The sequence below is a fragment of the Bacteroides sp. RTP31139st1_H2_RTP31139_211217 genome (assembly GCF_040227615.1).
In the GTDB taxonomy this organism is placed as follows: Bacteria; Bacteroidota; Bacteroidia; order Bacteroidales; family Bacteroidaceae; genus Bacteroides; species Bacteroides uniformis.
Window position 1 is genome coordinate 1813 of the sequence record NZ_JBCNZM010000102.1, and the last position, 14035, is coordinate 15847.

Sequence of the window (14035 nt, forward strand, 5' to 3'; positions counted from 1 at the left end):
GATGTGTATAAGAGACAGGGAAGTACCTGCTTAAAACCAAACACGTTCTCAATGACCGTGATGCTGCCAAAAGCCTCTTTAAACTCCGCTTCATCCGGACGTTCTTCCTTTTGAGGGGCTTTCATCTTTGATTTACCTAAACGGATACTGAACTGCTTCTTACACTGGTCACATACAAAGACCAGTGATTGGCCTTCGGTATACTTGGTTTCATCGAATGTTAAGTAATTCTCACATTTGGGACAACGGATACGCTTCATGATAGTTAAAAATTAAAGAATTAAAAAATAAAGCAAGGGTAGATTACTTTCTACTTCTTTAATACCCAAGCGTTCTTATACGTTTCATTCTGGCGAACTCTGTTCAATGCCTGATATGCTTCTGTTTCTGTGCCACAAGACTCAATGCTGACACGCATTTTACCATCTCCAACAATTGCTTTTGCATGAGGGTAACCTTTTTCAATCAGTTGCTTTGCCATTGCTTCGGCATCCTTCTCAGTACCTACACTGGCAATGATGACGTGGTATTTCTGTGCAGAGACAAGTGACGGGGCGACAGTCCCTGCTGTGGTCTTTTGAATTTCACTCTTTGTTGTTACAGATGTTGAAGAGGACACTTCTGCCGCCTGCTGCTTAGGCTGAGAAACAACCGGAGCATTCTGCGCGTTAGCTTGGCCCACCTTAACCTCTCTTACGGCAACCGGAACCACCTTTTTCTTTGCCTTCTGCCCCGTGTTTTTTTGAGCCGACGCTTTCGGAGTGTCGGCCTTCCGGCTAACAACAATCGGATTAATGGCAAGGGATTCCTTTTCTATCATCTCAAAAAGTTCATTCGGAAGTAATTGCGCATAATTTCCTTCAACCACTTCCGTATTCTCTATCGGTGTAGACAAAAAGAAAAACAAGGCAACCACTGCAATCATGGCAACCGCATTCGACAAATAGGAACGGTTGAATTTAATCTCAAACCTTCGCTTTTTGTCTTCCGGCACAACTGGAACAGAATAACGGATGGTCTTTTCCATGTACGGTTTCTTCAGTTCCGCCAGTTCCTGCATTTCAAAACTATCCAACCCATATAAGTAAGGAGTGGTTATCTTGTGGTCATAGGGAACAAAGTCATAAATACCATGAATGGAGTAACGCAATTCGCCAATGTTGGGCAAATCCACCTTACCTTCTTCATGGAGAGCAGTGAATATATGCGCCACTTCTTTTTCTACAATCCGCGTAGCATCAGAAAAATCAGTATCATAGACAGCCATATAGGATTGTACAAGTAAGCCGTCATTCATCTTCAGTTGAGGATTGAAACCGATAATACGGGTAGGGGGCAGAAAAACATTCTCTTCCGCTACTCTCATTGCCGGAGTATAATGAGCTACAAATCCTCCCAAACCGGGAACAATGACACAATCGTTCTCCAATAACAATACTTCTATGTGCTGTGCTAATTCAATCATGCTACAAAAGTAGCGGAAATATCGGATATACGCTAGTTTCAGAGCTTTTTTCTTATCAACAAATTATGAACATTGCACATTGAAAATGTATTTGAAAAAGGTTTTTTGGCAAGAGAAGGAATTTTTACCGGAAAAATTTCTACTTTTGTACCGTTTAACTATACTCGTCAAGAATAGAAAGACAATTGCCCTCGCAAGAGTATACAAACCTAAACACTTAACAAAAGACTATTATGCGTATTATTTTCTGTCTGATGGTTTTCTTGTTCATAGGAAAGAACACGATGCTGGCACAGCAGCTGTCCTCATTCGTAGAATATGGAGCAGCCCTGCATACCGGTGACAATACTCCTCTTTGGCAGGTCAGCAACCAGCAAGGACTCACTTCGCTCGACAACAATACTTACATACGTGGAGGAATATCCTACAAACACCAACTTGGAAAATGGAAGTTTGAAGAAGCACTGGATTTGGTTGCAGCAGCCGGATTCAGCACGACCTCCTTCATTGTACAGCAGGCTTACGTAGACATCCGTTACAAGTGGTTTGGATTCTTTGCCGGAAGCCGGGAACAGAATTCTCCATTGCTGAATCAAGAGCTGAGCAGTGGCGGCATGACCTGGTCGGGTAATGCGCGTCCCATCCCACAAGTACAGATAGGCATACCCGAGTATGTACAGTTGCTACCCCGTTTAGGCCTGAAAGGAGAAATCTCGTACGGATGGTTTACAGATAACAAATACCAGCGGGAGCAAGTCGGAGAAAAATACTGGTACACCAAGAGTATCAAATACCATCATAAAGAAGGGTTCCTGCGTATCGGTATACCCAAAGGAAAATGGCAACTGGAACTCGGAATGACCCTCGACACCCAATTCGGAGGATACAAGATTGGAGGTTCCGAATTAGGAGACTTGGGCAACGGATGGAAGGATTACGTACGCGTATTCTTCCCCGGCCACGGGCGTGAGGACGGACCGGTAGGTGAACATCTGGCTTTCCAAGGCAATTTTCTGGGTAGCGAATATATCAAAATGACTTATCGTCCTAAGGAAGATTTCTCCATCAGCGCCTATCTGGACAATCATTTTGATGACTTCTCCGCCATGGCCAAACTCAACGGTTGGGATGGCTTATGGGGTGTGGAATATAAATCCAACCATAGACAAGCCATCAACGGAATCGTTATCGAATATCTCCAGACTACCAATATGAGCGGTCCACTGCACGGTTTGCAAAATTCTGTAGTAGGTAAGACCGGAGGAGCCGACAACTACTACAACAACGGTTACTACCCAGGATGGGCACATTGGGGTATGGCGATAGCCAATCCGTTGATAGCATCGCCTATCTATAATAAGGATGGCGATATGAGTTTCAAGTACAATCGCGTTAAGGCCCTGCATCTGGGATGGAGCGGCGACATCAGCAGTGAGTGGAGATATGTGGCAAAATTGTCCCACAACAGAACTTGGGGAACTCCTCATCGTCCAATACCCGATATATTAGAAAATTTTTCTACTTTTGCATCGTTTTACTATATTCCCCGTAAATGGAAGGGCTGGTGCTTCAACGCGTCCCTTGCATTGGATATGGGAGAGATATATGGAGACAATTTTGGATTCCAACTGAAAGTACATAAAACATTTTAAGAAAATGAACTACATACAAACAGAGATTGACGGCGTATGGCTGATTGAGCCGAAAGTATTCCATGATGCCCGCGGATACTTTATGGAAGCATTTAAGGAAGAAGAGTTCCGTGCACATGTCGGAAACGTTCACTTCATCCAGGACAATGAGTCCAAATCCTCTTTCGGTGTATTACGTGGTCTTCATTACCAGAAGGGTGATTGCAGCCAAGCCAAACTGGTACGTGTCATTAAGGGAAAAGTGCTGGACGTGGCTGTCGACTTAAGAAAATCTTCTCCCACTTTCGGAAAGTATGTCAGTGTGGAGCTAAGTGAGGAGAACAAAAGACAATTCTTCATTCCGCGTGGTTTTGCCCACGGTTTTCTGGTGCTGAGCGATGAAGCTGTCTTTACATACAAGGTAGACAACGTATACGCACCACAATCCGAGGCATCCATCCGTTTTGACGACGAAACCATCGGTATTGAATGGCCCGTTGCTACGGAACAGCTTCTATTATCAGATAAAGACGGACATGCCGTATCGTTCAAGGATGCGGTCTATTATGAATAAAATATGAAAATAGCCATTGTCGGTACAGGATACGTCGGTTTGGTAACCGGAACCTGCTTTGCGGAAATCGGTGTCAACGTTATTTGCGTAGACACGAACAGTGAAAAGATAGAGTCACTGAAAAAGGGTGTTATTCCTATCTATGAAAATGGACTGGAAGAAATGGTTAGCCGGAATGTGAAAGCAGGACGCCTGCAATTCACCACGTCTCTGGAGAGTTGTCTGAATGAGGTGGAAGTGGTATTCAGTGCCGTAGGTACACCACCCGATGAGGATGGAAGTGCCGACTTGAGCCATGTGCTGGAAGTTGCCCGCACCATTGGACGCAATATGCAGAAATATGTGTTGGTGGTAACCAAAAGTACCGTTCCCGTAGGTACTGCCAGAAAAGTGCGGGCTACCATTCAAGAAGAACTTGATAAGAGAGGGATGAACATTGACTTCGATGTCGCTTCGAATCCCGAGTTTCTGAAAGAAGGTAATGCTATCAACGATTTTATGAGTCCCGACCGTGTAGTGGTGGGAGTAGAGTCCGAACGAGCCAAGAAGATAATGAGCAAGCTCTACAAACCATTCCTGCTGAACAACTTCCGTGTCATCTTTATGGACATCCCTTCTGCAGAAATGACAAAGTATGCAGCTAACTCCATGCTTGCCACCCGCATCAGCTTCATGAACGACATTGCCAATTTGTGCGAATTAGTGGGAGCGGATGTAAACATGGTGCGCAGTGGTATCGGTTCGGATACCCGTATCGGACGCAAGTTCCTCTATCCGGGGATAGGTTACGGCGGTTCATGCTTCCCTAAGGATGTAAAGGCACTGATTAAAACGGCTGAACTGAGCGGCTACAAGATGCGTGTACTCCATGCAGTAGAGGAGGTGAACGAGAAACAGAAGAGTATCTTATTCGAAAAGTTGCAGAAGCATTTCAACAATGATTTGGAGGGAAAGACCATTGCCATTTGGGGGCTGGCCTTTAAACCCGAAACAGATGACATGCGTGAAGCCCCGGCTCTGGTATTGATTGACGAGTTGCTGAAGGCCGGTTGTAAAGTACGTGCCTACGACCCGGCTGCCATGAACGAATGCCGACGCCGCATAGGAGAAAGTATTTATTATGCGACAGATATGTATGATGCTGCGCTGGATGCAGATGCACTGATGCTGGTGACCGAATGGAAAGAATTCCGCCTGCCTTCATGGGCAGTCATCAAGAAAACTATGGAGCAGCCGTTGGTATTGGACGGACGTAACATTTATGACAAGAAAGATATGGAAGAACAAGGTTTCACATATCATTGCATCGGAAAATAAAGTTGCAGAAAAAAGAAAAGAAATAAATAGGGACGTTATGACAATAAAAGGAAGTGCGATTCTCATTGTACTTGTTGTCTCATTGGCCTCATGCAGCAACAGACAAACAGGAGAGGTTTCCGTAAAGGAAGACCTCATTGCAAAACAACTGTTACAAGGCATCTGGGTGAACGATGAAACAGAAATGCCGTTGATGCGCATCGAAGGGGATACGGTATATTATGCCAACCCGCAAAGCGCTCCCGTACCTTTCAAGGTTGTTCACGATACAATCTACATATACAGCAATGAACCGGTGGCCTATAAGATAGACCGTCAAACGGAATACAGCTTCTGGTTCCACTCGCTGGCCGACGAAGTAATTAAACTGCATAAATCAGAGAATGCGGAAGATTCTTTGGTTTTCACCAGTCGAGAAGTGGAGGTCATTTCTACTACTCCGGAAGTGATAAAGAAAGACAGTATCGTAACATACAAGAATACAAGATATAGGGGATATGTATATATCAACCCCTCAAAGATGAAGGTTTTCAAGACTTCCTATTCTGAAAATGGAATCAGTGTGGACAATGTGTATTATGATAATGTAATCCACATCTGTGTATACGAAGGGAAGAAGATGCTTTACGGCCAGGACATCACCAAAAAGATGTTTGCGGATATATTCCCTGCCGAAATACTGAATCAGGCCATTCTTGCCGATATGAACTTCATGGGTGTGGACAGTAAGGGGTACCATTACCAGGCAACCCTTGGCATACCCGAAAGCTCCGTATACAGTCTGGTAAATATGATTATTGGTTTTGACTGTACAATGAGCATAGAAAAAGCGGAATAAATCCGCTTTTTCTATGTCTTTTCTTCACCACACCACAGTGTTTATTTCTTCTCACCGCCATTCTGTGGCCGTTTGGCACTGGGCTTTCCGCCTTTATTGTTGTTACGGCCATTCTTATTTCCTCCTGGCCTACGTCCGTTTCCATGGCCGCCCCGTCTTCCTCCGTCAAATGCTCTCGGCTTGTATTCTGGTGCTTCACCCAGCTCTTCGGGAACCGGTATCTTATAGATATCCCTATCCAGGAATTTTTCGATATTTTTAAAGTTACCCTGCTCCTTTTCGGAAACGAAGGTGATGGCTACGCCGTCATTATTGGCACGCGCCGTACGTCCGATGCGGTGCACATAATCTTCACTGTCGTGGGGAACGTCGTAGTTTATCACCAGACGGATGTCATCGATATCAATACCTCTCGCAACGATATCTGTGGCTACCAGGATATTGATACGTCCTGCCTTGAACTCATACATCACTTCTTCGCGCTGTGCCTGCTCCAAGTCGGAGTGCATTTCACCAACGTTCAGTTTCATCTGCTTCAAAGCTTTGGTCACTTCCTTCACTTTCAGTTTGGAAGAAGCAAAGATGATAACGCGTTCCGGCGTCTCCTCTGCAAAGAGGCTACGGATGATGCCCAGCTTCTGATTCTCGTAGCAGACGTAGGCTGCCTGCACAATCTTTTCTGCCGGTTTGGAAACAGCCAGCTTCACCTCGGCAGGATTGTTCAGAATGTTACCAGCCAACTGTTGTATCTTAGCAGGCATGGTGGCAGAGAACATGATTGTCTGCCGCTCTTTAGGAAGGAATTTGACAATTTGCATAATATCGTCATAAAATCCCATGTCCAGCATCCGGTCTGCTTCATCCAAAATAAAATAAGAGACACGGGAAAGATCTACATAACCAAGGCTAAGATGGGCTATCAAACGCCCCGGGGTAGCAATAACGACATCAGCACCCAGTGTCAACCCTCTTTTCTGCTGCTCGAACAGTATTCCGTCATTACCGCCATACACAGCCACGCTGGAAACCGGCATGAAATAAGAGAAACCTTCCATCTGTTGGTCTATCTGTTGCGCCAACTCGCGGGTAGGAGCCATGACAATGCAATTGATGGCATCGGCAGGGTGTCCGCCCTCTGAAAGCTTGTTCAATATAGGCAACAAATATGCGGCTGTTTTTCCCGTTCCGGTTTGTGCCACTGCTATTAAATCTCGACCTTCGAGTATGACGGGAATTGATTTTTCTTGTATGGGGGTGCACTCTTCAAAGCGCATGGCATCCAGTGCCTCCAGCACATCGCCATTTAAATGTAGTTCTGAAAACTTCATGTATCTCTTTTAAATTTGCGTACAAAGATAGGAAAAAGACTTATAAAATAGACTCTTACAGTAAAAAAATAAGCCCTTGGGACAATAATTATCTCAAGGGCTTGCAAATTTGTTTCAAGCATCTGCCTTCAACGGGGAATATCAATGTATGAATCCTTAAATCCCAGAAAGTAAAGTACGCCATCTAAGCCGATGGTGTTGATGGATTGCTTGGCATTGGCAACTACTTTGGGCTTTGCATGGAAAGCGATTCCAAGGCCGGCAATTCCCAGCATGGGCAGGTCGTTGGCACCGTCGCCCACAGCAATAGTCTGCGCAATATCCACTTTCTCCACCTGAGCTATCAAACACAGCAACTCTGCCTTACGCTTACCGTCGACTACATCACCGAGATAGCGGCCGGTCAGTTTGCCATCCTCTATTTCCAGCTCGTTGGCATACACATAGTCTATACCGTACTTCTTCTGGAGGTACTGCCCGAAGTAGGTAAACCCTCCCGAAAGAATAGCTATCTTGTAACCGTATTTCTTCAAAACATACATTAGGCGATCCACACCTTCCGTAATGGGAAGATTTTCTGCAATCTCCTGCATCACGGACTCATCCAATCCTTTCAGCAAAGCCACTCGTTCGCGAAAGCTCTCAATGAAATCTATCTCACCACGCATGGCGCGTTCGGTAATGGCCTTCACCTGGTCGCCCACACCCGCACGTATGGCCAATTCATCAATTACTTCTGTTTCAATCAGCGTAGAGTCCATATCGAAACAAATGAGGCGGCGCATCCGGCGGTACATATTGTCCAACTGGAAAGAGAAATCCATTTCCAGTTCGGTTGCCAGTTTCATTAACTGTTCTTGCATGGCAATACGGTCTTTCGGAGTGCCACGAACGGAAAATTCGATGCAGGCGCGTGTACGCGATTCGCATTCGTCCAGCGGGATACGTCCTGTAAGGCGCTTGATGGCATCGATATTCATGCCTTGCTCTGCAAGAATACGGGTAACGGCAGATATTTGACGGGCAGACAACTTACGCCCCAATAAAGTAAGAATATAGCGGTTCTTTCCCTGCATATTCACCCAATCCTCGTACTCTTTGGTAGTAATGGGGTAGAAACGGACAGTCACTCCCAGGGAGGAAGCCTTGAAAAGCAGTTCCTTCATAATGAACCCCGAGTGTTGTTCTTCCGTCTTGCACAAAATGCCCAACGAAAGAGTATTGTGAATATCTGCCTGGCCAATATCCAGAATGGTAGCATCATATTTCGCCAGAATTTCCGTCACGGAAGCTGTCAGTCCCGGACGGTCTTCACCCGTAATACGTATCAGGATGAGTTCAGTGTTCAATGGTTGCATAAGTCATCTTTTTGATAGAATAATAGGCTACAAAAGTAAGGAAAATTCCCACTATTTATGCTAAATAACATAAAAATATGCCTCTAAAAAGTGAGAAAAATGCTTGTTTATTTGGAAGTTTGTTTAGGAATTACTTACCTTTGCACCCGATTTCACAATTAAAAGCTTTGATTATCAGTGTATTTATCACTATTCAAGGCTTTGACAAGACGATGTTCCGGGAAGAAATCACTGTTGAAGGACAGTCCCGGATAGTATTAACCAAAACCGTGCCGCATGAAATATGCAAAATGGATTTTTGTTGTATTACTAATAAGTTCCTTGACTTCTTTTGTAGAAAAAGACAAACCTACCGGAGGTTTGAATGTGGGTGACATGGCCCCGGATTTCAAAATCCAAACCATGTCGGCAGAGCAATCCCAAACCGAACTTTCAGACTTGAAAGGAAAGTATGTATTGCTCAGTTTTTGGGCAAGTTACGACGCGCAGTCCCGGATGCAAAACGCAAGTTTGAGCAATGCGCTTCGCTCTACTGCCCGCAACAATGTGAAGATGGTTTCAGTTTCATTCGATGAGTATCAGTCAATCTTTGAAGAAACCATCCGTAAGGACCAAATAGTTACGCCCACTTGTTTCGTGGAAACTAAAGGCGAATATTCCGGCCTCTTTAAGAAATATCGCTTAGGCCGCGGATTCACTAACTATTTACTGGATGATAATGGTGTAATTATTGCCAAAAACATCTCTGCTGCAGAACTTTCCGCTTACTTGAATTAAGCTTGCTGATGCCCGGTGCATACAACAGCAACTTAAAAAACCTGTAAGACGAAAGTGAGGGTGTTCCCTAGAAACCGACGTCTCTTTCCGGCAAAAAAGGGAACAGAACAAAAGAGGAAAATGAATACAACAAAAAGCCCCTCCCGCACTTGTACAACGCAAGAGTGGGAGGGGCTTCTTATTTTAATGGGCTTCCAGAGACAAACATCCTAAACCTCTGCTTTAGTACGCCAAACCTCAACTTGAGCAAGCTGAAGTAGAGGTTTAGAATGCTTATTTCGGCGCTTTCCTATATAGATAGAATGCAATGAAGGCATACATTATATTCGGTATCCACACAGCGATGACCGGAGGCATGTTGCCGTTCACGGCAAATGTGGAAGCAATGGTCTGAAACAGAATATAAGAGAAACTCAATGCCAAGCCTATACCTAAATGCAATCCCATTCCACCTTTCGTTTTCTTGGAAGACAAAGACACTCCAATCAGCGTCAGGATAAAGGAGGCAAACGACATGGCAATGCGTTTGTGATACTCTATCTCAAATTCCTTAATGTTGGCAAAGCCGCGTTGCCGCTGCCTGTTGATGTACTCGCTCAGCTGAGGGCTGGTCAACATCTCCTGCTGGTTCTTCATAATCAAGAAGTCGGCAGGCTCCATAAAAAGGGTAGTGTCTATGCGGTCACCCTTCGTGATACTCTCCTTCATGCCATCCATCTGGCGAATCATATAATCCTTGATTTTCCATTTATGCACGGCCGTCGTGTCGTAGGTAATGGAACGGGCCGTAAGGTGGGAGACCAATTGCTTGTCATTGAACTTGTCCAAAGAAAAGCGATAACCGGTCTTACTGTAGTCTTCAAAACGTTCGATATAGGCAATTACCCCCGAATCCACTTCCAGCTGGATGTTCCGTGCCGTATTCGCCTTACGGGGTTTGTAGTACTTGTCCTCAAAATTGATACGTGTCACACTGCCTTTGGGAATGACATAAGACCCGAGGCAGAACGTCACTACCGCAATGATTGCCGCAGATACCATATAAGGACGCAACATACGCTTGAAACTCATTCCCGTAGAGAACATGGCAATAATCTCCGAGTTCTCCGCCAGTTTGGAAGTAAAGAAGATTACGGCGATAAATACAAACAGCGGACTGAACAGATTGGCAAAGTAGGGGATGAAGTTCAGATAATAATCAAAGACAATAGCATTCCACGGCGCTTCATGAGACATGAAGCGGTCCATCTTCTCGTTGAAGTCGAACACCACCGCAATGGAGATAATCAATGCGATGGCAAAGACATATGTACCCAGGAACTTCTTAATAATGTACCAGTCCAGCCGCTTCAGGAATTTACCTCTCGGCAGCTTTATATTCTTCCATATCCTCCAGTTCATTTTTCTCATAATCTTGTCGATACGCGTTTCACCATCCTCGGTTTCCAGGTAGCACAGTCGCCTGCACTGATATGCTTACGTGCCTCGCCTGCCAGCCACAGATAGAAAGCCAAGTTGTGGATAGATGCTATCTGCATGGCAAGCAGCTCTTGTGCATGGAACAGATGGCGCAAGTATGCCTTGCTGTACATGGTATCTACGTAGGAGGCACCGTCTGCTTCAATGGGAGAGAAATCCATTTCCCATTTTTTGTTGCGCATGTTCATGATGCCGTCCTTGGTAAACAACATGCCGTTGCGTCCGTTGCGGGTAGGCATCACACAGTCGAACATATCGACACCGCGTTCAATGCCCTCTAGAATGTTTACCGGGGTCCCGACTCCCATCAGATAGCGAGGCTTGTCTTTGGGAAGAATACCGTTCACCAGCTCAATCATCTCGTACATCTTGTCTACAGGCTCGCCCACAGCCAGACCACCAATGGCATTACCGTCAGCACCTTTAGAGGCAACAAACTCTGCTGACTGCTCGCGGAGGTCGCGATAGACGCACCCCTGCACAATGGGAAATAAGGATTGCTGATAACCGTATTTCGGTTCTGTTTCGTTGAAACGCTTGATACAACGGTCCAGCCAGCGATGTGTCAATCCCAGTGATTTTTTGGCATATTCGTAGTCCGAATCCCCCGGAGGACATTCATCAAAGGCCATCATGATGTCTGCACCGATAGTCCGTTCTATATCCATCACCTTCTCCGGTGTAAAGATATGCTTGCTACCGTCGATGTGTGAACGGAATTCCGCACCTTCTTCGCGCAACTTGCGGATACCGGACAACGAGAATACCTGGAAACCGCCGCTGTCTGTCAGCATAGGACGGTCAAAGCCGTTGAACTTATGCAGTCCACCGGCTTTCTCTATCACTTCCAGTCCCGGACGCAGATAAAGATGATAGGTATTACCCAATATAATCTGCGCCTTTATATCCTCTTTCAGCTCAGGCAGATGCACGCCTTTCACTGTTCCCACTGTACCTACCGGCATAAAGATAGGTGTCTCAATCTGCCCGTGGTCAGTAGTAATCAGTCCGGCACGTGCATTGGTCTTGCTGTCTGTATATTGTAACTCGAATGTCATTCCTCTTTCTTTTCGGTCTTTTCTTTCTTTACGGACAAGTCGATGGCATCGGCTACTTTTTCATCAGTCAGCGCAATGGCAAACACTTCCTTAATATCTTTCACATAGTGGAAAGTCAGTCCTTTCAGATATATATCCTGTATCTCTTCTATATTCTTGCGGTTCTCGTCGCTCAAGATAATCTCCTTGATACCGGCACGCTTGGCAGCCAGTATCTTCTCCTTGATGCCTCCTACCGGAAGTACCTTACCGCGAAGTGTTATCTCTCCCGTCATGGCAAGATTGGCCTTCACCTTTTTCTGGGTGAGGGCAGAAGCGAGGGAGGTAGCCATCGTGATACCGGCAGACGGACCGTCTTTCGGAATGGCGCCTTCGGGCACATGGACATGGATGTTCCAGTTATCAAAAATCTCTTCGTCAAGATTCAGCAGGGAGGCATGCGCCTTGATGTATTCCAATGCCAGCATGGCCGACTCTTTCATTACATCACCCAAATTGCCGGTCAATGTCAAACGTCCACCCTTGCCACGGCTCAGGCTGGTTTCCACGAAAAGTATTTCACCACCTACGGCAGTCCACGCCAGACCGGTCACCACCCCTGCATACTCATTACCCTGATACTTGTCCCGGGTATATTCGGGTGCACCCAGGAATTCATACAAGTCTCCCGGTTTTATTTCGGTCTTCGCAAAATAACCGTCCGTAGCATATTGGCGTGCAGATTTACGGAGTATCTTTCCGATTTTCTTTTCCAGTTCGCGCACGCCGCTCTCACGGGTATAATTCTCTATAATGGTTTCCAGTGTGTTCTTCGGAATCTTGATATCATTCTTTTTCATACCGTTTGCCTCCAATTCCTTCGGAACCAGATGGCGGCGGGCAATCTCAATCTTTTCTTCCGTGATATAGCCGCTTACCTCAATCAGCTCCATACGGTCCAGCAACGGTCCGGGGATGGTATTCAGATTATTGGCAGTAGCGATGAACATCACTTTGGACAAATCATAGTCCACATCCAGAAAATTATCATGGAATGTAGTGTTCTGTTCCGGGTCGAGCACTTCGAGGAGGGCAGAGGAGGGGTCTCCCTGGCGGTCGGCACTCACCTTGTCTATTTCATCCAGAATAAATACCGGATTGGAGGAGCCTGCCTTTATCAGATTCTTGATAATCCGTCCCGGCATGGCACCGATATAGGTTTTACGATGACCGCGAATCTCAGCTTCATCATGCACGCCTCCCAGCGACATACGGATATACTTACGCTTCAAGGCGGCAGCAATGGAACGCCCCAAAGAGGTTTTTCCCACACCCGGAGGGCCATACAGGCAGATGATGGGTGATTTCATATCGCCTTTCAGCTTTAATACAGCAAGATGTTCCAGAATGCGTTCCTTCACCTTCTCCAAACCATAATGGTCTTTGTTCAGTGTCTTTTCTGCATTGACAAGGCTCAGATTATCCGTCGTATAAATGCCCCACGGCAAACTAAGCATCGTCTGCAGATAGTTCAGCTGCACGCTATAGTCGGGAGACTGAGGATGGGTACGTTCCAACTTATCCACCTCTTTCAGGAACGTAGCCTTCACCTCATCATTCCATTTGATGGTCTCCGCCTTCTTACGCATCTCCTCTATTTCCTGCTCTTGACCGCCGCCACCCAGCTCATCCTGAATGGTTTTAATCTGCTGCTGCAGGAAATACTCACGCTGCTGCTGGTCTATATCCTCACGTGCACGCATCTGGATAGACTCTTTGATTTCGGCAAGCTGCACTTCACGATTCAGAATCTCAAGCAGGCGGTAGGTACGCGCCCGCAAAGAGTCGATACGGAGCAGTTCTATCTTTTCGTCTTTCTTGAGTGGCAGGTTCGTACAGATAAAGTCTACCAAAAACATTGGATTGGTAATGTTCTTGATGGCAAATGCCGAATCCTGCGGAAACATATCGGATGACTTGATGTAGCGTACTGTCAAGTCTTTACACGCCTCTACCAATGCATGGAATTCCTTGTCATTCTTCTCCGGAAGTTCTTCATTCAGCGTAGCTATCCGTCCCTTCAGATAAGGAGTCGTATCCGTAATCTCCTTCAGTTCCATACGTTTGGAGCCTTGCAGAATGACTGTAGTTGTCTGGTCTGGCATTTCAAGCACACGTACTATCTTGGCAACTGTACCGATGGTATGTAAATCCTCAAACAGAGGTGTCTC

Annotated in this window: 11 protein-coding genes and 1 pseudogene; 5 read left to right on the forward strand and 7 right to left on the reverse strand. The window is 45.8% G+C overall.

Annotated elements, in window-relative coordinates; all coding sequences use genetic code 11:
- A pseudogene (locus ABUA47_RS15935) lies at window positions 1-260 on the reverse strand (hypothetical protein); the annotation flags it as partial.
- 50 nt (window positions 261-310) lie between these two features.
- A complete protein-coding gene (locus tag ABUA47_RS15940) occupies window positions 311-1465 on the reverse strand; it encodes an SPOR domain-containing protein (RefSeq protein ID WP_005825483.1) in 1155 nt (384 codons plus the stop codon).
- A gap of 233 nt (window positions 1466-1698) precedes the next feature.
- Between ABUA47_RS15940 and ABUA47_RS15945 the strand changes: the two genes are divergently transcribed.
- From ABUA47_RS15945 to ABUA47_RS15960, 4 genes are read left to right on the forward strand one after another with little or no spacing between them, the layout of a single operon-like run.
- Window positions 1699-3117: a capsule assembly Wzi family protein gene (locus ABUA47_RS15945; RefSeq protein ID WP_035448527.1), complete on the forward strand. Its 1419-nt coding sequence runs from the start codon at window positions 1699-1701 to the stop codon at window positions 3115-3117.
- A 4-nt stretch (window positions 3118-3121) separates the two neighbouring features.
- Window positions 3122-3670: a dTDP-4-dehydrorhamnose 3,5-epimerase gene (gene rfbC, locus ABUA47_RS15950; protein ID WP_005825481.1), complete on the forward strand. Its 549-nt coding sequence runs from the start codon at window positions 3122-3124 to the stop codon at window positions 3668-3670.
- A gap of 3 nt (window positions 3671-3673) precedes the next feature.
- A complete protein-coding gene (locus tag ABUA47_RS15955) occupies window positions 3674-4987 on the forward strand; it encodes a UDP-glucose dehydrogenase family protein (protein WP_035448530.1) in 1314 nt (437 codons plus the stop codon).
- Between the two features lie 37 nt (window positions 4988-5024).
- Complete coding sequence (locus ABUA47_RS15960) at window positions 5025-5825, forward strand: DUF4738 domain-containing protein (protein WP_035448532.1); 801 nt, start codon at window positions 5025-5027, stop codon at window positions 5823-5825.
- 41 nt (window positions 5826-5866) lie between these two features.
- Here the strand turns inward: ABUA47_RS15960 and ABUA47_RS15965 are convergent, their stop codons facing one another.
- A complete protein-coding gene (locus ABUA47_RS15965) occupies window positions 5867-7153 on the reverse strand; it encodes a DEAD/DEAH box helicase (protein ID WP_035448534.1) in 1287 nt (428 codons plus the stop codon).
- Between the two features lie 128 nt (window positions 7154-7281).
- Complete coding sequence (gene serB / locus ABUA47_RS15970) at window positions 7282-8511, reverse strand: phosphoserine phosphatase SerB (RefSeq protein ID WP_035448536.1); 1230 nt, start codon at window positions 8509-8511, stop codon at window positions 7282-7284.
- Between the two features lie 276 nt (window positions 8512-8787).
- On the opposite strand from serB, the gene ABUA47_RS15975 reads away from it, so the two are divergent.
- Entirely contained in the window at window positions 8788-9288 is a 501-nt protein-coding gene (locus tag ABUA47_RS15975) for a thioredoxin-like domain-containing protein (protein ID WP_005825473.1), read from the forward strand.
- Window positions 9289-9561: 273 nt separating this feature from the next.
- On the opposite strand, the gene ABUA47_RS15980 is transcribed toward ABUA47_RS15975, so the two are convergent.
- The 3 genes from ABUA47_RS15980 to lon all read right to left on the reverse strand — a co-directional run.
- Window positions 9562-10698: an LptF/LptG family permease gene (locus ABUA47_RS15980; protein ID WP_005825471.1), complete on the reverse strand. Its 1137-nt coding sequence runs from the start codon at window positions 10696-10698 to the stop codon at window positions 9562-9564.
- Window positions 10695-11825 (reverse strand): tRNA guanosine(34) transglycosylase Tgt, encoded by a 1131-nt coding sequence (gene tgt / locus ABUA47_RS15985; RefSeq protein WP_349831753.1) that lies wholly within the window; start codon window positions 11823-11825, stop codon window positions 10695-10697. Before tgt ends, ABUA47_RS15980 begins: the two co-directional genes overlap by 4 nt.
- Window positions 11822-14035, reverse strand: a 2214-nt coding sequence (gene lon / locus ABUA47_RS15990; RefSeq protein ID WP_349831754.1) for an endopeptidase La, incomplete at its 5' end; no start/stop codon positions are given. The genes tgt and lon, both read right to left, overlap by 4 nt.

Excerpts from the sequence above, each read along its gene's own strand:
- ABUA47_RS15975 (WP_005825473.1), top strand. The coding sequence starts at position 8,788 with ATGAAATATGCAAAATGGATTTTTGTTGTATTACTAATAAGTTCCTTG.
- ABUA47_RS15965 (WP_035448534.1), bottom strand. The coding sequence starts at position 7,153 with ATGAAGTTTTCAGAACTACATTTAAATGGCGATGTGCTGGAGGCACTG.
- rfbC (WP_005825481.1), top strand. The coding sequence starts at position 3,122 with ATGAACTACATACAAACAGAGATTGACGGCGTATGGCTGATTGAGCCG.
- tgt (WP_349831753.1), bottom strand. The coding sequence starts at position 11,825 with ATGACATTCGAGTTACAATATACAGACAGCAAGACCAATGCACGTGCC.
- ABUA47_RS15945 (WP_035448527.1), top strand. The coding sequence starts at position 1,699 with ATGCGTATTATTTTCTGTCTGATGGTTTTCTTGTTCATAGGAAAGAAC.
- ABUA47_RS15980 (WP_005825471.1), bottom strand. The coding sequence starts at position 10,698 with ATGAGAAAAATGAACTGGAGGATATGGAAGAATATAAAGCTGCCGAGA.
- ABUA47_RS15960 (WP_035448532.1), top strand. The coding sequence starts at position 5,025 with ATGACAATAAAAGGAAGTGCGATTCTCATTGTACTTGTTGTCTCATTG.
- serB (WP_035448536.1), bottom strand. The coding sequence starts at position 8,511 with ATGCAACCATTGAACACTGAACTCATCCTGATACGTATTACGGGTGAA.
- ABUA47_RS15955 (WP_035448530.1), top strand. The coding sequence starts at position 3,674 with ATGAAAATAGCCATTGTCGGTACAGGATACGTCGGTTTGGTAACCGGA.
- ABUA47_RS15940 (WP_005825483.1), bottom strand. The coding sequence starts at position 1,465 with ATGATTGAATTAGCACAGCACATAGAAGTATTGTTATTGGAGAACGAT.